General features: G+C 42.2%; 16 protein-coding genes. 6 read left to right on the top strand and 10 right to left on the bottom strand.

Features of this window, described 5'->3' with window-relative positions:
* Window positions 1-3: 3 nt before the first annotated feature.
* Window positions 4-2,133 (bottom strand): hypothetical protein, encoded by a 2,130-nt coding sequence (locus C2M33_RS03545; protein ID WP_105173728.1) that lies wholly within the window; start codon window positions 2,131-2,133, stop codon window positions 4-6.
* 120 nt (window positions 2,134-2,253) lie between these two features.
* Window positions 2,254-3,558 (bottom strand): NAD(P)/FAD-dependent oxidoreductase, encoded by a 1,305-nt coding sequence (locus tag C2M33_RS03540; RefSeq protein ID WP_105173727.1) that lies wholly within the window; start codon window positions 3,556-3,558, stop codon window positions 2,254-2,256.
* A 259-nt stretch (window positions 3,559-3,817) separates the two neighbouring features.
* Here C2M33_RS03540 and C2M33_RS03535 point away from each other — a divergent pair, with 259 nt between their 5' ends.
* Window positions 3,818-5,752 (top strand): RecQ family ATP-dependent DNA helicase, encoded by a 1,935-nt coding sequence (locus C2M33_RS03535; protein ID WP_105173726.1) that lies wholly within the window; start codon window positions 3,818-3,820, stop codon window positions 5,750-5,752.
* Between the two features lie 51 nt (window positions 5,753-5,803).
* Here the strand turns inward: C2M33_RS03535 and C2M33_RS03530 are convergent, their stop codons facing one another.
* Together C2M33_RS03530 and C2M33_RS03525 are read right to left on the bottom strand one after the other, a co-directional pair.
* Complete coding sequence (locus tag C2M33_RS03530; protein ID WP_105173725.1) at window positions 5,804-7,171, bottom strand: TrkH family potassium uptake protein; 1,368 nt, start codon at window positions 7,169-7,171, stop codon at window positions 5,804-5,806.
* On the bottom strand, window positions 7,168-7,827 hold the full coding sequence (locus C2M33_RS03525; protein WP_054553462.1) for a potassium channel family protein: 660 nt from the start codon (window positions 7,825-7,827) through the stop codon (window positions 7,168-7,170). The genes C2M33_RS03530 and C2M33_RS03525 overlap by 4 nt, the downstream gene beginning before the upstream one ends.
* A 177-nt stretch (window positions 7,828-8,004) precedes the next feature.
* On the opposite strand from C2M33_RS03525, the gene C2M33_RS03520 reads away from it, so the two are divergent.
* From C2M33_RS03520 to C2M33_RS03510, 3 genes are all read left to right on the top strand, one after another.
* Window positions 8,005-9,309 (top strand): DUF4118 domain-containing protein, encoded by a 1,305-nt coding sequence (locus C2M33_RS03520; protein ID WP_233999089.1) that lies wholly within the window; start codon window positions 8,005-8,007, stop codon window positions 9,307-9,309.
* Entirely contained in the window at window positions 9,302-9,970 is a 669-nt protein-coding gene (locus C2M33_RS03515) for a response regulator transcription factor (RefSeq protein ID WP_063704048.1), read from the top strand. The genes C2M33_RS03520 and C2M33_RS03515 overlap by 8 nt, the downstream gene beginning before the upstream one ends.
* Before the next feature lie 94 nt (window positions 9,971-10,064).
* On the top strand, window positions 10,065-10,967 hold the full coding sequence (locus tag C2M33_RS03510) for a diguanylate cyclase (RefSeq protein WP_105173724.1): 903 nt from the start codon (window positions 10,065-10,067) through the stop codon (window positions 10,965-10,967).
* On the opposite strand, the gene C2M33_RS03505 is transcribed toward C2M33_RS03510, so the two are convergent.
* The 3 genes from C2M33_RS03505 to C2M33_RS03495 form a co-directional block, all read right to left on the bottom strand.
* Window positions 10,930-11,664 carry a class I SAM-dependent methyltransferase gene (locus tag C2M33_RS03505; protein WP_105173723.1) on the bottom strand — a complete coding sequence of 245 codons (735 nt, stop codon included), beginning with the start codon at window positions 11,662-11,664 and terminating at the stop codon, window positions 10,930-10,932. The genes C2M33_RS03510 and C2M33_RS03505 overlap by 38 nt on opposite strands.
* A 124-nt stretch (window positions 11,665-11,788) precedes the next feature.
* Window positions 11,789-12,205, bottom strand: a complete 417-nt coding sequence (locus tag C2M33_RS03500; RefSeq protein WP_105173722.1) for a hypothetical protein — start codon at window positions 12,203-12,205, stop codon at window positions 11,789-11,791.
* A 9-nt stretch (window positions 12,206-12,214) separates the two neighbouring features.
* Window positions 12,215-12,718, bottom strand: coding sequence for a GNAT family N-acetyltransferase (locus tag C2M33_RS03495; RefSeq protein ID WP_063704054.1), 504 nt, complete (start codon window positions 12,716-12,718; stop codon window positions 12,215-12,217).
* A 185-nt stretch (window positions 12,719-12,903) separates the two neighbouring features.
* Between C2M33_RS03495 and C2M33_RS03490 the strand changes: the two genes are divergently transcribed.
* The gene (locus tag C2M33_RS03490) at window positions 12,904-13,311 is read left to right on the top strand and encodes a hypothetical protein (RefSeq protein ID WP_063704056.1); all 408 of its coding nucleotides are present in this window, start codon (window positions 12,904-12,906) and stop codon (window positions 13,309-13,311) included.
* Between the two features lie 11 nt (window positions 13,312-13,322).
* Window positions 13,323-14,165, top strand: coding sequence for an SMP-30/gluconolactonase/LRE family protein (locus C2M33_RS03485; RefSeq protein ID WP_063704058.1), 843 nt, complete (start codon window positions 13,323-13,325; stop codon window positions 14,163-14,165).
* Here C2M33_RS03485 and C2M33_RS03480 read toward each other — a convergent pair.
* The 3 genes from C2M33_RS03480 to C2M33_RS03470 all read right to left on the bottom strand — a co-directional run bounded on the left by C2M33_RS03480 (window position 14,162) and on the right by C2M33_RS03470 (window position 18,739).
* Window positions 14,162-14,395 carry a helix-hairpin-helix domain-containing protein gene (locus C2M33_RS03480; protein WP_063704060.1) on the bottom strand — a complete coding sequence of 78 codons (234 nt, stop codon included), beginning with the start codon at window positions 14,393-14,395 and terminating at the stop codon, window positions 14,162-14,164. The two genes, C2M33_RS03485 and C2M33_RS03480, sit on opposite strands and share 4 nt — an antisense overlap.
* Before the next feature lie 87 nt (window positions 14,396-14,482).
* Window positions 14,483-15,778, bottom strand: a complete 1,296-nt coding sequence (locus C2M33_RS03475; protein ID WP_105173721.1) for a DUF1254 domain-containing protein — start codon at window positions 15,776-15,778, stop codon at window positions 14,483-14,485.
* A 225-nt stretch (window positions 15,779-16,003) separates the two neighbouring features.
* Window positions 16,004-18,739, bottom strand: coding sequence for a TonB-dependent receptor domain-containing protein (locus C2M33_RS03470; RefSeq protein ID WP_105173720.1), 2,736 nt, complete (start codon window positions 18,737-18,739; stop codon window positions 16,004-16,006).
* Window positions 18,740-18,893 lie beyond the last annotated feature (154 nt).

Raw genomic sequence — 18,893 nt, 5'->3', positions numbered from 1 at the left:
AGCTTAATAAGCGCTGTACTGATAGTTATTCATTACAGTGCCATCTTTGGGTGCAAGTTTTGGCTCAAGTTTAATAAGCTCTTCATAAACATCAGGGACAAAAACTTTTAGACGCTGGGCACGACGAAAGTGGTTAGGCTCATATTGGTCAACAAGTTTTAATGCGCTTGGCATATAGTCTGCAAGAGTTTGTGTGTTATAGCTTTGCTCCAGTGCTTGGTCGAGAATATCAAGCCCAGGTTTAGAAAAATCATGTGCAACTGCAAGGCTCATTAAAAACTTAACTGCTTCTTTTGAATGCATGCTTGCATAAAAATACATATCGTTGTTTTGCATGTCTTTTAATGAAAAATCAAAGCCACTATCGGCTAATGTTTGCCATTGTGCTAATGGTAACTTAGTAAATACAAAAAGATTTTCAGGTGCAGTTGGAGCGACTCTGTTTTGCCAAATAGACGTCAATTGTTGAGCGTTTTCTATTGTTGCTGCAAGCAACATATTTGTCTGGTGGGTACTGAGCTTTGCTGTTTGGGTAATCGTTGCAACAGTATTAAAGTCTTTTTCGACAAGTACTTCTTTGTAGGTTTGATACTGCGTTGAGGCTTGATATTTATAATCATTTAAATGCAAGAATTGCCAATTATGAACCTGCACAGGGTCGATTGCTTGAAGCGTATCGGGAGTTAGTAAGCCTTGTTGCGCTTCGAGCGCTTCTAATTCTTCGAGTGCTTGAGAGCGTGTTTTTATCGCTTCTAGTGAATTGATCCGCTGATCTATCGTTTCACACTCAGGAGTTATTTTTTTGGCTTGCTGTTTTTTTCTCTCATAGGCACTGAGTGCTTTTGATATTGCAGAGTTATCTTTTTCTTTACGCTTAAATGCTTGGTTATTTGGGATTAGCTTTAAATCTTTGAACTGAGAAAAAGCATCATTAGCAACTTGGTCGCCAACAAATAAAAGGCTACTCGGTAAAAATGAAGATTTAAGCATCAGTAGCCTATCGTTCTGTGTGTCGCGCACAAGCTCGCCGTGAGCTCGATAACCTTTATTTTTTAGATAACTTAGTGTTTCTAAGTGTTTGCTCTCTAGTGGCTGTACTTCGCTATTTGAGCTGCCCTTTAGGTTTACAATGGCTATATCCATCGCTGTAAATACATTTGGCTGATTAGTGGGCTCAATACCTCGTTCACTTAACAACTTTAAAATTGCTACGTTAAATTCACTCACAGCCACATCAGCAAGGTTAAAATACAGTTGTTCATCTATAAAGTCATCACTCATTGCTGTAGGCGAGCCGCCTAGCTGTGCTGTTTGAGAGATCAGTGCTGTTAAATAATCATTAGGTAAGTTGCTTTTTAAAGCCACAGCGATATCGTTAACAGTAAACTCTTTGCTGGATATTGCGTTTTCAAACTCAGTCAAACTAAGCGTATGAGCATTAGCAAGAAACAAAATAGATGGTGAAATGAGCCGTGATGGACCGATTTTAAATGGTGTTTTTAAATAGGTATTAAAATCATCGTTGTTATCTAATAGTTTGTACAATGCTGTTTTGTTTACTTGCTCAGGTAATGGAACATTAAACATCATTGAACCTGTATTTTGGCTAAGGGGTCCATTAATTGCCGTTAGTTGATTGATTGTATCTGCATCAAAATAATCAATGACCTCAAGCCCTTGCCAGCTTTTTAGTATGCTAAAAGATGAGGCATATTGAAATTGCTGTTCTGCATTCTCTTTGATTGCGTTAATAACTAAGGTATTAAATGAACGGTAAGATATTTTCACAAGCTCTGAATAACTTAAAATATCTTCAAGAGAGTCGCCGTCTTTTAATGCTTGTTTAATCGCTGCCTCTATTTGACTGTGATCAGCTGCAGCTTGAGTGGCTTTTAAACTTTGTTGCTTACACTGGTGTTTGGCTAGCTTGAGCTTAGCCAGCTCTGATGCTTTACTATTTGGCTGGCTTGATGGTTCAAAGAAACTCGTAGCTTTCTTTTGTTCAGCGATATTAGCAGAAGATGTCGAGACTTTGTTGCTTATCGCTTCGATGGGAGTGGGTTTATCTAATATCAGGTAGGTCCCACAGGCACAAAGCCCTGCAAAAACGGTTAGTGAAATACCTTTTTTCATATTCAATCCATGGATTTATTTTGCCTGAAGTGTATGGCTTTATATTTTGATGTCAATGACTTGGGGACGAAGTGCACAAATAGCCGACAAACAACTAATTTGCCGGCTTTATGCTGTAGCTTAATGCAGTTTCATTTTTGGCCTAACAACGCGTAGTACTTTTTCGCTGATCCACAGTGCAAAGGTTTTTGCGCTGCCATGGATGGCACGTTGATGCATACGATAGAGCGAAATATACATAAATCGCGCTATTTTCCCCTCAATAAAAAAGCTATTGCTGGTTAGGTTGCCCATTAAACTACCTACCGTACTGTAGCGTGACAAGTTAACTAAAGAGCCATGATCACTGTAGGTAAAGGCACTGAGTGGCTGGTTTTTGAGTGTGGCTATTAGGTTTTTTTCAACACATTGCGCCATTTGATGGGCCGATTGCGCTCTGGGTGGCACTTGTGTGCCATCTTCTTGAGTAAATGCACAGCAATCACCAATCACAAAGATATCGTCGTTTACGCTACTTTGCAGATATTGGTTCACCCTAATTTGGTTATTGCGGGTAAGCTCAAAGACACCAATATCTTTAATGAAATCAGGGGCTTTTACACCCGCAGCCCAAACCATGATATCGGCTTTGATATGTTCATCGTTTTTGGTGATAAAGCTGTTTTCTGTGGCTTCTTTTACTTGTGTGCCTTCGCGTACTGTTACTCCTAACTTAACTAGCTCTCGTTTAGCCGAGTTTGCAATGCGCTCGGGTAAAGCAGGTAAAATTCGCGGCCCTGCTTCAATTAAATCAATGTGTAAGCGTTTAGCGGTCATTTTATTAAGGCCATACATTTTTAGCATGTCTGACACATGATAAAGCTCTGCCGACAGCTCAACCCCGGTTGCACCCCCCCCCACTATGGCAATGGTTAAAGAATGTTGTGGGTCGTCATCTTGATGTAAGCGGGTGAAGTTATCGAGTAGAGCATGCTGAAAGCGCTCAGCTTGTTGGTTTGAATCAAGGTAAAAACAGTGCTTGTTAACACCTGGGGTATTAAAGTCGTTACTAACACTGCCAATGGCAAGTACAAGGTAGTCATAACTGACTTGGCGCTCAGGTAAAATGCGGTGGCCAAGTTCGTCTTTTAACTCGCTTAAAGTAATGGTTTTGTTGGTTTGATCTAAGTGGCAAAAGCTGCCGAGTTGAAAATTATAATGATGTTTTGCTGCATGAGCCGAGTATACAACGCCGTCTAAATCGGCATCAATCGACCCCGTCGCTACTTCATGAAGTAACGGCTTCCAAATATGGCTGCGGTTTTTATCGATTAAAAGTATCTCTGCTTGGCGTTTTTTCCCGAGTTTGTGTCCTAATTGTGTTGCCAGTTCTAAGCCACCAGCGCCACCACCGACTATCACGATTTTAGGAGGTTGGTTAATCATTACGTTGCCCTCAAAAGTATAATACCTAAACACTCTTGCGAAAAAGCGCTTAGGTATTGCAAGTCCATCCTTCAATACCCCATGGCAACGTGCTCATTGTGCGCCTTTTTGATGATTTTGTCAGTACCAGTTAAGAACTATATAGTGCGCTAAGTTATATTAACGGTCTTGGGAGATTGAGTTAAACGGGTTAACATGGCTAATTCGCAGTAAGAGACCTATCATTACCTGAAAAGGGAAATGACAGTGAGGGATCAGGATGACTACACCACTACACACTTCGTTGAATCAATACTTTGGCTTTAATGAGTTCCGCCAAGGTCAGCAACAAACTATTGAGCAGTTATTAAATCAGCAATCGTCGTTGGCAATTTTTCCAACTGGCTCGGGTAAATCGTTGTGTTATCAATTAACCGCATTGCACTTACCCAACTTGACCTTAGTGGTATCGCCATTATTGGCGCTGATGAAAGATCAAATCAGCTTTTTAAATAGCAAAGGTATTTACGCGGCAAGCCTTGATTCAAGCCAAACCAGTGAGCAAAGCCATACGGTAATGAGTGATGTGCGATCAGGGAAGGTGAAAATTTTAATGGTCTCAGTTGAGCGCTTTAAGAATGAGCGCTTTCGTGAATTTATTAAACAAGTGCCTATTTCGATGCTGGTGGTTGATGAAGCACACTGTATATCTGAATGGGGTCACAATTTTAGGCCTGACTACTTAAAACTGCCGCGCTATCGTGAAGAGCTTAATATTCCATTGGTATTGCTACTTACCGCCACCGCCACTAAAAAAGTAAAGCGCGATATGTGCGAGCGTTTTGCTATTGCCCCAGAATGTGTAGTACAGACGGGCTTTTACCGCAGCAACCTCGATTTATCAGTGCTTAGTGTTGCAAGCCAAGAAAAACCTCAGCAATTAGCAAGTATCATAGCCAGCCAACAAGGGGCTGGGATTGTTTATGTCACCTTACAACATACCGCCGAGCAAGTAGCCGAAGGCTTGGCAAGAGCGGGCTATAATGCGGTGGCTTATCATGCAGGCCTTGAGGATGATAAACGCTGGCAAATTCAAGATGATTTTATGGCGGGTAAAATCAATATCGTTGTGGCAACCATTGCTTTTGGGATGGGCGTTGATAAGTCTGATATTCGCTTTGTGATCCACTATGATTTGCCAAAATCGATTGAAAATTATAGCCAAGAAATTGGCCGCGCAGGGCGAGATGGTGCGCCATCAAACTGTTTTACCCTAGCAAACCTTGATGGCTTAAATACCGTGGAGAACTTTGTTTATGCCGACACTCCCGAGCAAAGTGGGATTGACTATGTCATCTATAACATTCGTAACGAGCAAACGAACAACCAGTGGGAAATGCAAGAGTACAGCTTATCGAGCGAAAGTAATATTCGTGCTTTAGCGTTAAAAACCTTACTGGTGCAGTTAGAAATGCAAGGGGCTATTACACCTTTATATGCCTATTACGCCGATTTTAAATATAAGTTTTTAACGGAGCAAAACGAGCTACTTAGCCTGTTTGATGCTGACCGACAAGCGTTTTTACAACAGGTATTCAAACACACCGAATTTAAGAAAATTTGGGGCACACTTAATTTTGATGCGTTAACCCGTGCCACTCAAGTTGATAGAAAACGTGTGGTTGCAGCGCTCGATTATTTGGCCGAAAAAGGTCATATTGCCCTTGAAACTAAACGTATTACGCAAGTGTATGAGGTGAATAACACGGTAATAAGCCATGCTGATTTAGCACCGCAACTGCACCAATATTTTATCGAGAAAGAGCAGGCTGAAATTAAACGTATCGCCACTTTAGTACGCTTTTTTGAACTTGATAGCTGCTCAAGTTATAACTTAGCTCGCTATTTTGATGACCAGAATGCACCCCAGCAATGTGGCCATTGTTCAGTGTGTAGAGGCCAGCAAGTAAAGCTTAGCTATTCATTAGTGCATCAAATGCCTGAGCAAAATGTGATTGCCAGCAAAGTTACTGAGCTAAAACAGCACTTAGCCGCTAAAGGGGTGAGTGAAGTCAGCATCGATACTCAGTGCCGCTTTTTAGCAGGCATGAGCGTGCCTTTATTTACCCGTAATAAAGTCAGGCAGCTTTCAGGTTTTGGCCTTTGCGAACAGCAGCGCTACAGTGACATTAAAGCCCTGCTACAGCAGTTGTAGCAGGGTTTTAGGTGTACAGTTTTAACACTAAAAAGTGTCAAAACTGTATACTTAACCAATTTGAATACTGGTAGTCGGGTAGGTCAAAGGTTGGCTGTGCTGGCGAGCAAAACAATAAGCAAAGGTTAATGGCCCAACCCGACCTATCAACATCAATAGTATGATGATGAGCTGACTAGGCGCACTTAAATCCCCAGTTATACCTCGCGAAAGGCCTACGGTACTAAGTGCCGAAATTGCCTCAAAGGTGATATCTAGTAACGACCCTTGTTCAAGCTTAGTGATGATCATAATGCTGGTAAAAGCGATAAATAAGTACAGTATCATGACGCTTAATGCTTTTATCACTAACTTGTCGCTCAGTTGACGGTTAAACACGGTGACCGTGGTTTGCTGTTTTAAATAGCTGCGCATGGCTAAAATTAGGATCACAAAGGTGCCTAGTTTTATGCCGCTCGCCGTACTGACTGAACCACCGCCAATTACCATCAGCAGCATAGTCAAAAGCGTTGAATCTTGACTCAAACCATCAATCGGTAGGGTATTAAATCCTGCGGTACGAGGAGTCACCGCTTGAAACCAAGCCGTTAATATTTGCTCAGACGTTGATAGCGGCGCTAATGTTGCAGGATTGGCGTGTTCAAAGAAAAAAATCAATATAAATGCGATGCAGTTGAGCACTAAGGTGGCAATTAACACCAGGCGGGTATTGGTTGATAGTAATGACCAGCGCTTTTGTTTGTAGATATCAATCAGTACGGTAAACCCTAAACCGCCGATGATAAACAAAGCGGTGATCACTACGTTTACGGTTATATCGCCCTTGAATGCCGATAAGCTATCGCCACTTAACGCAAAGCCCGCATTATTGAACGCCGAAATCGTATAAAACAGACTGTGATAGGCGCTTTTTAGTGCGCCGTAGTCATCGAACCAACTAATAAAGAGTAAGCAAAATGCCACCGACTCAATCACTAATGAATACACTAAAACATACTTAGCGACCTTGATCACCGAGGTTAAATCGTTGGTGTCAAAAGCGCGGCTGGCGAGTAAGCGTTGCTGTAAGCCTAATGTTTTTCCTAAACTTAAAATTGAAATCACCGCCACGGTCATAAAGCCAATGCCACCTATTTGAATCAGCAGCATGACCACGCTTTGACCAAATACAGTCAGATCAGTACCGGTGTCGATGACCACCAGCCCTGTTACTGTAACCGCAGAGGTTGCCGTAAATAATGCATCGAGCAAGCTGATCGGTTGGGTGCTTGCCATTGGTAGCATAAGCAAGCCCGTGCCGAGCATAATTAACACAATAAAGCCGATAGTGAGCACTAAAGGTGGGTTTATTTTTTGCCGCTTACGGCACTTTACACCGCTAAATTGTTTAGGGTAAACATTGGCTTGCCAGTTAATCATAATGCACGAAACCGTTTTGCTAATTTAGTTAAGTAAGTTTTAGAGCCCAGTAGCACCAGACTATCGCCGTGACGCAGTTCGGTGTCGTTAGTCAGTTCTGTATTGAAGTAATCATCACGTCGCAGAGTGAGTGGTTTAATATCGCTATTACGCTCTTTGAGGAGCCAGCCAATTTTGCGACCTGAAAGCTGCAGATCAATGCCTAGTTCAACAATAAACGTGGATTGGTTAAGCGGGAAATATTGATTAACCATTGGGTAGTTAAGCGCTTGTGCAACCCTTACGCCCATTTCTTCTTCAGGGTGAATGATGCGGTCAACGCCGAGTTTACTTAGTATCTGATGATGGCTTTTGGTACAGGCCTTTACCCAAATTTGCTTTACGCCTAAGTTTTTTAAATGCAATACACATAAAATACTGGCTTCAATATTCTCGCCAATGGCCACCAATACGGCTTGGCAACTAGGTAAATCGAGCCGTGCTAATTGTGTTTCATCACTGGCATCAACCACCACGGTAAAACTGAGTTGGTCGGCATAGTGATTAACGGTGCTTTCGCTAATATCGGCAGCACACACTGTATGACCTTGTTTTGAAAGTTCTAAACAGGCGGTTACGCCAAAACGTCCTAATCCGATTACTGCAAACTGAGCCATTGTCTTTCTCGCTGTTGTGGGTACGCGCTAAATGCTAATGGCAAAAAAACAGAAGTCTTTAGAGAGGTTGAAAGCTTTATAAAGATTTTATGCCGAGATAAAAAAACTTTATAAAAACTTTATAGTGACAAAATTGAAAACCCTTTAATCTAATAGGGACAAACAATAAGTGAAAAGATGATGCAGTCAGTATTCAAAATACAGTATTTAAAAGCCGCATTTTTAAGTGTGTTGATGCCACTTGTGGTGGTGCTTGCGATATTTCCGTTTCGAGAACTGTTTACAACCACCGATATTGTGATGCTACAGCTACTGTGGGTGACATGGGTTGCGGTGCGCAGTAATCGTCGTGTTGCAGCGCTTACCACCTTGGTGAGTGTTGCCTGCATGGACTGGTTTTATGTGGTGCCTTACTTTACTTTTCACATCGAAAATATTGAATATGTGGTCACCTTTTTGGTGATGTTGATTGTAGGTTTAGTGATAAGCCACCTTGCCGGAGAGCTCAATACCAAGGTTCGCGATGTGCAAGCCCATGCAAGTAATAGTCGCTTATTGTATGAGTTAGCAAAAAAGCTTAATGATCTCGATAGCCTTGAGGAGCAAAAGCAGCTGTTTTTAACAACCATGGCCGCGCATTTAAAGGTTGCATGTGACTGGCAGCTAACAGCGTCTAAGCAGTTTATTTATTTAAATGAACAACAAGCGGAATTTGGCGGCATCGCGTTTGCCAAATCACTTAATGCAGAGCAACAGGCTTTGGCGAATACAGCGTGCTCTTTACTGTATCAGGTTCAAGAAAAAACTTTACTACGCGAGCAATCTGCGGCGATAAAAGTACAGGCGGAGCTTGAGAGGTCAAAAAACACCTTATTACGGAGTTTATCCCATGACTTACGCACGCCATTAGCGACCATTATGGGCGCATCAAGCATGTTGGCTGATGATGATATTCAACTAAGCTCTGAGGTTATCAAAGAGCAAGCTGCTAATATTTATGAGCAAAGTAAAATTCTTAACCAGCACTTTGATAAAGTCATGGAGCTCAGTAAAGTGAATAAGTTAGCTGAGAATATTAAATGGCAAAAACTACCCATTTTGACCTTAATCAGCGAAGCTAAATCACGCCGTCAGCAACAACTACAAAACTTTAAACTGCATATCGAAGCTCAGCAACAAAGCATCTGTTTTGGCGATGAAACCCTACTGGAAATTGCCTTTGCCAATATGCTCGAAAACGCAGCTCGTTACGGAAATGGTTCGGCGAACATGCAATTTATTGAAACACAAGACGAATACCAAATTGTGTTAACTAACCCTTTTGCGAATAAGCATGAGACAAGTCAAGATGAAGGCGTTGGCTTAGGGAGTGTGATCTGCGATGTGGTTGCTAAATGTCATAAAGGGCGCTTTGAATTAACCCTCAATGAGCAGACAAAGCAGGCAACAGCTAAATTAATTTGGAGTAACAGTCGTGGCTAATATTTTGGTTTTAGAGGACTCACCGCCTCTGCAAAGTTTTTTAAAAACACTATTAAAAGCCAGTGAACATGAAGTCAGTGTGTGCGCCAAAGGGCTTGATGCGTTTGCACTTTTGAGCCAGCAGCAGTTTGATTTAGTGCTGCTTGATTTAGGCTTACTCGATATGGATGGGCAAGATTGGCTGGTGGAGTTTAGGCAGTGGAGTCTGCTCCCGGTATTAGTACTTTCTGCACGCGATGGCGAAACAGAAAAAGTCACCGCCCTTGATAACGGCGCCAACGATTACCTAACTAAACCATTCAGCGCAAACGAATTATTAGCGCGTATTCGGGTGCTTCTGCGCACACAAACAACACCAAGCCTAACGTTGCAATGTGGCGATATTCACATCGACCCGCATAAACATGTGGTCCGTAAAGGCGCTGAAGAAGTTAAACTAACTAAAAAAGAGTACGCTATTTTGCTGTTGTTATTTCAGCAAAAAGACAAGGTGTTAACGCATAACGCCATTTTATCTGAGGTGTGGGGAGAGCAGTATATTAATCGCCCTGAATATGTTCGTGTACATATTGGTCAGTTAAGACAAAAGCTTGAACAAAATGCGGCGAGTCCTAAACATATCTTAACCGAGCCTGCCGTAGGTTACCGCTTAGTTGAATAAACTATCGCTTAACAACGCTTTAAGTTGTGTTTGTCACAGACCTTAGGTACTGTTTTGGGAAATAAAATAATAAAGCGGAAATCTTTCATTGGCTATGCATCAAAACACTGGGCAAGGCATTAGTTCACTGTCGAATACCCAGCTTGAAGACGTGATTGCAGAAATTGAGCAAGCTATAGAGTGGCATCAGTCATGGTATAAAAATTTGTTAAGATGCTTAATTGCAGATACTCCCGTAAATGAACAAGACTTAGCAGATAATGCTCATAACCTCTGTCGCTTTGGGCAATGGTTTAATAAGCTTCCCGAGCAGACCCTAAACCTTCATCCTTATTTTTCAGAGATCGCTTGTGCACATCAAAAAATGCATCAAGGTGCCACGGTCCTGTTATCGTTAAAAGAAACTAAGTCTGCTATTTCGGTCAATCTATTGGATCAGTTTCATGCCGATTTAGATAGGTTACGTGAGTTATTTGACACCCTTATTGATGAGTTCTCTGAACTGCTGCACACCCGAGACCCTTTAACCGGTGCATCAAACCGAACAAATTTAGTAGAAAACCTGCAAAAAGAGCATGAGCTTTGCAAACGTAAATCGCTCAGCTGCGCACTGATAATGATCGACCTTGATCACTTTAAGCAAGTGAATGATGAGTTTGGCCATGCAGTGGGCGATAAGGTGTTAATCGCACTTGTTAAATTCATTAAATCTCATCTAAGAGAGTACGATCAATTGTATCGCTATGGCGGCGAAGAGTTTTTAGTTTGCTTACCGCAAACAGAGCTAGAAGGCGCCAAATCATTTTCTGAGCGATTAAGAGCAGGCGTTGAAGCTTTAAAAATTGAAATAGGCAAAGGTAAACACATTAATGTAACTGGCTCTTTTGGTGTTACGCTAATAAATGCCGATGATGATATCGAAGCAGCGATCGAGAGGGCCGACCAAGCTATGTATCAAGCTAAAAAGTCAGGCCGCAATCGAGTGTCTGTGGCTTAAACAACGCTTTAACACCGGTGAATGCTTTTATTAGGCCTGCTTGATAAAAAGGGTAAACGCCCGTAAAACCTGACTCGGTAATGATGTTTTCAATGACGTGAGTCTCTTTTAAAGCAACGTCATTTTCATAAGCTAGTTTTACTCTTTCAATTTGTTCAGGGCTGACTGCGGCTGATGACATCACACTTAACCAGTGACTAAGCTGCTCTGGGTAAGTGCTGGCACTTTGATTGGCACTTAAGTCTGCGCTGACAAGTAACCCGCCTGGTTTTAAACGTTTGTGAATATCTGCAAAAAATGCCACTCGTTTAGGTTCATCCACAATAAACTGCGACACTAACACGGCTGTCGCTGCATCAAAGGGCATCAAGTTTTTGAGTGAATCTACATAGCCATTATGAAACTGGCAGCGATGTGCAACCCCTGCTTGCGTTAAATTGTGTTTGCATACTTTGATCATTTCAGTCGAGGGTTCAACAGCGGTGAAGCGAAATGCGGGAAATGCCTGTGCTAAATGCAAAATTTCATTTCCGGTACCCGCTCCAACGCAGAGAATATGCGCATTGCTTGGCAGTTTGCTGAATAAAGGCGACATCATAAAATATAAGGCTTGGCTAATAGGCGCCATGTTTTGCCATTGTGAATCGTAATTAGCTGCTTGTTGATCAAATAAGGCGGTGACTTCGTGTTGTTGCATAATAAAAACCCAATAGGTAACTTTAAGTGTTACAGAATTGGTTAGCTTACTTTATTTTAGATAACTTTAAAAGTTACTTAATGGAGCATTCATTTGTTAGGTTGATTTAAGCATATTAATTTGCTTAATTTTTAGGGTGAATGTGAGACCGAGCTATATCGCCAACAGTGTTTCGGCTATGAAACGATAATAACTTTGCAAATTCAAAATCAGTAAGCTCAATGTCGTTATTCGATGTCCAGGTAACTTTGTAGCTGGTGTTACTTGGGTGTCCGTCTAGTGATAGCAAGATAGTTTTCTCGTTTGGTTGCGCTACGTGACTGATAGATATCAGTGTTTCAAAGTTTGTTGTGGCACCACAGTTTATGACTGAAACCACGGCTTGTTTGTCTTTATCTGGTGATAAGAACACTTCATATTGCTCATCACCACACCAATTTGGTGTGATAGCTGAAATACCCCAAATAAGTAACGCTAGGGTGCTAAACCCCCAAAAAATAGCAGCACCGCTATGCCAAAGTATTTTTAACGCTTTACTCATACTCGTCCTTTAGTTTCTATTGTGAGGTTTTATCAATGAAAAAAGATGTGCATTAAAGAATTGCTGTTGCTTGAACATCGCGTTTTTTAAAATGGCATCTTGCTTGAAACCTAGCTTTTGTAATAACTTTATTGAGGCGGGGTTATCCTCACACACATACGCAAACACTCTGACGATATTCGTTTTAGTAAATACCGTTTCGAGTAGCATAGTCGCTGCCTTTGCGGTGATCCCTTGTTGCCAATACTCTTTTGCCAACCAGTAACCTAACTCGGCTGAGCGATTAAATTCAAATTCACCTGGGAGCACGCTCACGCACCCAATCAATTGATCATCCAACGTGATTGCTTTTATAAGCTCGCTCCTACTGCCTTCAGTGATCCACCAGTTTGCGTCGCTTGCGGTATATGGACTCGGGATTTTATTTGAAAGAAACTGAGTGACGTTTGTGTCGTTTAAAATTGAAATTAATTGTTCAGCATCTTGTTGTTGAAAGTCGCGAAGTGAAATCACAATTGCATCTGTACCTAAAATGGTTGTTTTTATGGTTTTGTTATTGATAGCAAAGAATGAGAATGGATACTAGCAAATGTTACTTTTAATCACCTTTAATAACGATTTATGCCGCTTCGCTTTATTGGCAGTCGTTTAGGAACGGTGTATGCTAAATCTAGTTTAAGCTTATCAAAAGGATTGATATGAAGCGTGTTTTTCTATTGATTGCAGCGGTTTTTGTAACCTCTTTGCAAGCTAATACTGATGTATTATCAGTGGATCCGGTCATGCTCTCTGGCAGTGCTTTTTCATTTGAGAATGATGCCAAGCGCTACCCTAAGCAAAGTCAATTTAGCATTGTCCATAGTGTATTAATGAGCAGTGAAAGCGGTCGGCGTTTAGCGGTTGTGACGATTGAAAACAAAGCATCGGGATCGCGAATTCTTCAGGCTGACCATATTATGGCGCTATTTGCCGATGGGCGTCGTGTGCATCCTCAGAGCTTTGACGAAGGTATTAAGTTAGATGATGGCGAAAAGCGTTCTTTGACCTTATCTTTTGGTGAAAACGAATACCCGATTTTAGCGGTATACACGAGTTTAAATGAGTAAAAGGAAGACCGATGAAACAACTTAAGCCACTGGCAATAACACTACTTTTAAGCTCACCGTTAAGCTTTGCAGTTGATAGCCAAGACTTTGTTAAAGATAACGTTTTCACTCAAGGCGTTGAAGGGCCAACCATGTATAACGGTGCCTTATACGCGGTGAACTATGCCCAGCAAGGAACCATTGGCCGCGTTGATAACATGGGCAAAACATCGTTATTTGTGCGCTTACCCGATGACAGCGTTGGCAATGGCCTACAGTTTGACTCACAAGGTAATTTGTTTATTGCCGATTATGTTAACCACAATATTTTAAAAGTACCTGCTGGCAGCAATAAAGCAGAAGTGTTCGCCCATAATAGTAAAATGAATCAGCCCAATGACATTGCTATCACCAAGAGTGGGGCGCTGTTTGCAAGTGATCCTAACTGGGCGAACGAAACGGGTCAGCTATGGCGTATCAATGCAGATGGCAGCACCCATTTACTCGAAAAAAACATGGGGACTACCAATGGAGTGGCGGTTAATAACGACAACACCAAGCTCTATGTGAACGAGAGTGTGCAGCGAGTTGTTTGGCAATATGACTTAGATGAGAACTTAAACATTAGTAATAAGAAAGCTTTTATTAAGTTTACAGATCATGGCTTAGATGGCATGCGCGTTAATAATCAAGGGCATGTGTTTATTACACGTTACGGCGCAGGGAAAGTGCTTGAAGTATCGCCTAACGGCAAGCTCTTAAATAGCTATCAATTAAAAGGCCAGCATCCAACGAATTTGGCTTTCAACGAAACGCAAAACAAAGTGTATGTCACCATGCAAAAGCGCGGTGCAATAGAAGTCATTGAGCTTTAGCCTTGTTTTGCTCGCGCAATCGCGGCGGTGATAGCCGCTTTTGCTTGCGGACTATTTTGCCAACAACTTGAATGCAACATCGACGCGACTCGCTCAGCAATGGTGTTGGCATCAAACCCGGCTAACTCCTCAAACGATTCAATACCAATTTCTTCAAACCGTTTTATCACCGTTGGTCCGACACCTTTGAGTGCTAAAAGCGCACTGCGCTCTTGCTCGTTAAATGGCATGTTATCTGTCCTAAACTCTGTAATTGATCACTAAAATTGAAGGTGCTGACCTTGATTACAATATTACAAGGCCAGCAAAATAACTATCTAGTTAGTGACCTTTAATGTTGGGAAGTCATAACTACCTTCTTGAACCTCTTTGCTAGGCCCGTATAAGCGCATAATGATATAAGCATCTTTTTCAGGGATCGGTAACCAGTTTGAGTCACTTTCCTTACCTTTTGCACTCAGCTTTATCGTGTACATGCCGTCAGCATCAGGTGTAAGTGTGCGATCTCCACGGCTATGACGATTAATCTCATTGTGAGCCATTAAACGGTTATCAGAACCATAAACTGTAAACGACCAAAATTGACTTACATCAGGTGCTTTAAAACGCATAATGTATTCTTTGCCGTTAGCGCCATTGATGTTTTTACCGTCGCTACCTGTTTCAGCTTTTAAGTATACTGACTCATCAGGTGGTAAACCCCATTGACCTAAGTAGGTGCCTTCCGCGAATAAATCACGCTCTCCATCGCTAAGTTGCTCACGAGTACCAAGTAGTTTTCCTGCATTGGTCATTTCAGGGGCGAGTTTAACAAGGTGAGCCATGCCTAGCTCTTTGCCTTTTTTAGCGGCGGCTAGTTGGGCTTTACTAAAGTCATCTTTACAAGCTTCAAGACCGATAACTTTATATTTATCTAGCCATTTTTTGTCAGCGGTTGCCATGTCTCCGTCACATAACACGTAGTTAACTCGTTGCACCCAATTGGTGTTTTCAGGGTTTGGATAGCTGCGCTCTTTCGCTTTTGGCCCTGCTACACCTAAATATGCTGAAAGCGTGCGAATATTCCACTCATCCATGTAATTTAATGCGGTTTTCTCATCTTCTTTGCCAACGGCCATGATACGGCCCATTAGTTTTAAAAGATTTGAATCAACACGAATAACTTCATCAACACTTGCTGGAACATCACCTTGCCAAGATCGAGAAGCAAACATAAAACTGCCACCTTCATTACCACGTAATCGTGAGCCGATCATTGACGTGGTGTAATGGCCCATGTCCATTGTGTGTAAAATCCAGTAACGTCCTTTATCCATATCTGGAATACTTACAATCACAGGTTCTGCGGCTACATCTAACCATCCCATTAGATGTAAGGTATCGTTATTGATAGTTACGTGTGCGGTATAAGTATCATCTGCTATATGGCGAATATTTTGAAAGCGATTAAGTGGGGTGTCTGTTTCAACAGCGGTTTCATAAAAAAACTTATATGCTTCATCAATTGAGTATGCATAGATGAATGCATCCTCGGCGAGTTTGTCTGGTATTGCATTTGCTAGGGCGGTTTGAGACGCAGCTAACACAGTTAAACAGAGTAACGCTTTTTTCATTATTAACTCCTTTTATATGCTTCGGTGAGGAAAAGTGAATAAAAAACACGATTTCACAAAGAATAAAGTAGCGTAAACGTAAGGTTTTGGGAACGATTTTCATACAAAAATTGTATGAATTATCGCCATATTGATTCAGCTCAAATTATTCCGGCAATAAAAAAGCGCACCGGGCAGGGTGCGCTTGAGGGGATCAATCCTGTGTAGCTAAAACAGTAGGATTAATTAGAAGCTTGGGGCATATCTCAGTGAAACACCGACTGAGCGGCCAATCACACTATAATCACTCACGGTGTTAAAGTGGTTTGCGCCTACTTCAGGTGTTGGTGGTTCACGGTCTAATAAGTTATCGACACCAAAGTTAACAGCAAGTTCCTCATTAACTTGCCATGCAGCGGCAAAATCTAAGTAATTTTGTGCTGAGATTGTTTCTGAACGGTCGACAGCATACTCTACTTCACCGATTCTGCGCCAGCCAAGTTGGAAGTTCATGTTATCTAACTGCCAATCAATGCTTGCGCGGTGTTTGTAATCAGCTTGTAGGATACTCGCAAAGTCACCCGAACAGGCGCTGCCATAAGTTCCTTTACAGTCAATTTCAGCCACCGTACTGTTGTTTTGACGGGTTTGTTTAGTAACAAAGTTACCTTGGTACGAGAATCTAAAACGACCACCCATTTGCTCAGGTGCATCAATGACATAATTTGCTGCAACGTCGATACCTTCTTGCTCAATTGCGGCTAAGTTAAAGTCATTAACGATGGCGGTGCTAATGAAACCGGTGTTTGGATCACGAAGTACCGCACCACACAATGGGTTATTCGGATTCGGGTCATCAACATAACAGCTTTGCAGTGCAGCACCTGGTTGAATTTGGCTTACCGCATCTGTTACACGAATACTGTAGTAATCGAGTGATAAATCAAAGCCTTCTAAATAGCTAGGTGTATAAACAATGCCTAATGTATCTGATTCAGCTTGCTCAGGTTTAATATTCGGGTTACCACCATAGGTGTACTCTGCGGTACTTGAATCAAACTCGGTGCCAACAGGTGGCGCACCAAACGCAGCACATTGAGTCGCATCACCGGTGCCCAGTAAACATGGATCGCCGTTATAACGCCCTGCTAGTCGTGGCACAAACTGGTCGCTATTTTGGTCAAATAACGATAACGATAGCGCTGTGATTGGGCTGGCAAACTCACCTAAGTTAGGTGCTCTAAACGCGGTTAAGCGGTTGGCGCGAATACGAATGTCGCTGTTTATTGCCCAGTTGATACCTAGTTTGTAAGTGTCTTCTGCTTCGGTATTTGAGTAATCAGAAATACGGTAGGCACCTTCAAAGCTAAGCTCTTCAGCAAAAGGTTTATCAACTAAGATAGGCACTAAAATTTCAGCGTAGAACTCTTCAGAGCTAAAGCTTGCGTCCATATCAAATGCGCTGATAGACGCAAAGCTGGTGCCGTTTCTAAATGCATCGCCCGGTGTTTGTTTACCGGTTTCTTTACGGTATTCATAACCGATTGCAAAATCGATAGCACCGGCTGGTAATTCAAATAAGAACCCAGAATCACCCGATAGCGTTGCTGAGATCACACTTTGAGTACGGTCGCGAGTGGTATAAAGCAGCGGATCGCTAAAGTCGCTGAAATCAAGGTTGGGATCAAAAATATCCACTGAATTTGCAAGGGCAGCAAAGCGACTATTACCGCTGTTATCATTGCGGTATGCGTTGTTGTAAATGGTGGCCACTTCATCCGTTTTGCCGTACTGGCCATATACGTCATAACGTAAGTAGTCAGTAATATCACCTTTTAAACCCAGTTGAAATTGCATTGAATCACGCACCGCTTCGGTGTGTTGCACACCTAAACCCAGGTTACGTTCAACATTAACAAGGGCATTGCCTTCGCTATCAAACGTGAGTTGGTCACGTAGTTCATCAGGAATATAGGCGTTGTCTTGCGTGAGGGTCACTTGTTCGTTAACAAAAATCGGTGTTTGGCCACTGGCACCCGCACCATTTACGGTCACTTTAGAATACATTGCGCGGCCATAGGCAATGGCACTGTCGCTCACATCAACGTCAAATAATAAGCCCGCAGAAAAACGGTCCATCGGTTGAGTTAAATAACGGTCAGCTGTGAAATCAGTTGTTTGACGCTCACTTGTTACAGCACCTGAATCAGCAATACCGATGCTGTTGCCAGAGGCAACGTCAGTATAATAACCACCGCTGTTGATCATTGCCGTTGAGTTTTCAAGCGCATAGTCACGCTCGCCAGCTAACAGCTCTTTTCGTTCGGTGTAACCAATATAGCCTGTTACATGGCCGCGACCATCTGCGATGTCACCACCAAAAATTGCTTCAAAGTTAAGCTTTTCGTTACCACCGTCGGCACTTTCGTAACTGGTTGAGAATTCAGCGCCAGTAAAATCATCGTCTAAAACAAAGTTAACAACACCGGCTACCGCATCGGCGCCGTAAACCGCTGCTGCACCACCTGTTAATACATCAACGCGTTTAATTAACCCGGCAGGAATAGTATTCACGTCAACCGAGTTACGAAAACTAAATGGTACCGCGCGAGTGCCGTCAATAAGTACCAACGTACGGTTTTGACCTAGGCCGCGTAAATCAATCGTTGATGAGCCAAATGAGTCACCGACTGTGGCACCTGTGCTGTTTGCACCCGCCGCAGCTTGTGGCAGTTTTGCGGTAATATCTTCAACGTTCACTGCACGGTCTAGGTGAATTTGTGCTTCATCAACGCTCACCACTGGACTACTTGAGACCAGCTCGGTACGTTGAATACGTGAACCCGTTACGGTGATCACTTCAGTTTTTTTTACTTCAGTAGTTTCTTCTGCGTGAGCATAACTAATTACTGAACTTACAGCGAGAGCTAGAGGTGATAGCAGCAATAGCGAGCGGTGCCCTGTTGATGTATTTGCTTTCATGATGATTCCCTTGCGTTTTATCATTTAAATCAACGCAGGTTGGTGTCTGACCTAGACCATTTAGTTAATTTAATGAGTCATACTTTTTGTTATGATGCTTGTGTGTTCTCCTTTTGGGGAGCTCACCGGTACAGTTTTAAAGCAATTTAAAAGT

The sequence above is a fragment of the Pseudoalteromonas sp. T1lg122 genome, from assembly GCF_002964825.1.
Lineage (GTDB): Bacteria > Pseudomonadota > Gammaproteobacteria > Enterobacterales > Alteromonadaceae > Pseudoalteromonas > Pseudoalteromonas gelatinilytica.
This window is presented reverse-complemented; position numbering and strand designations above follow the sequence as displayed.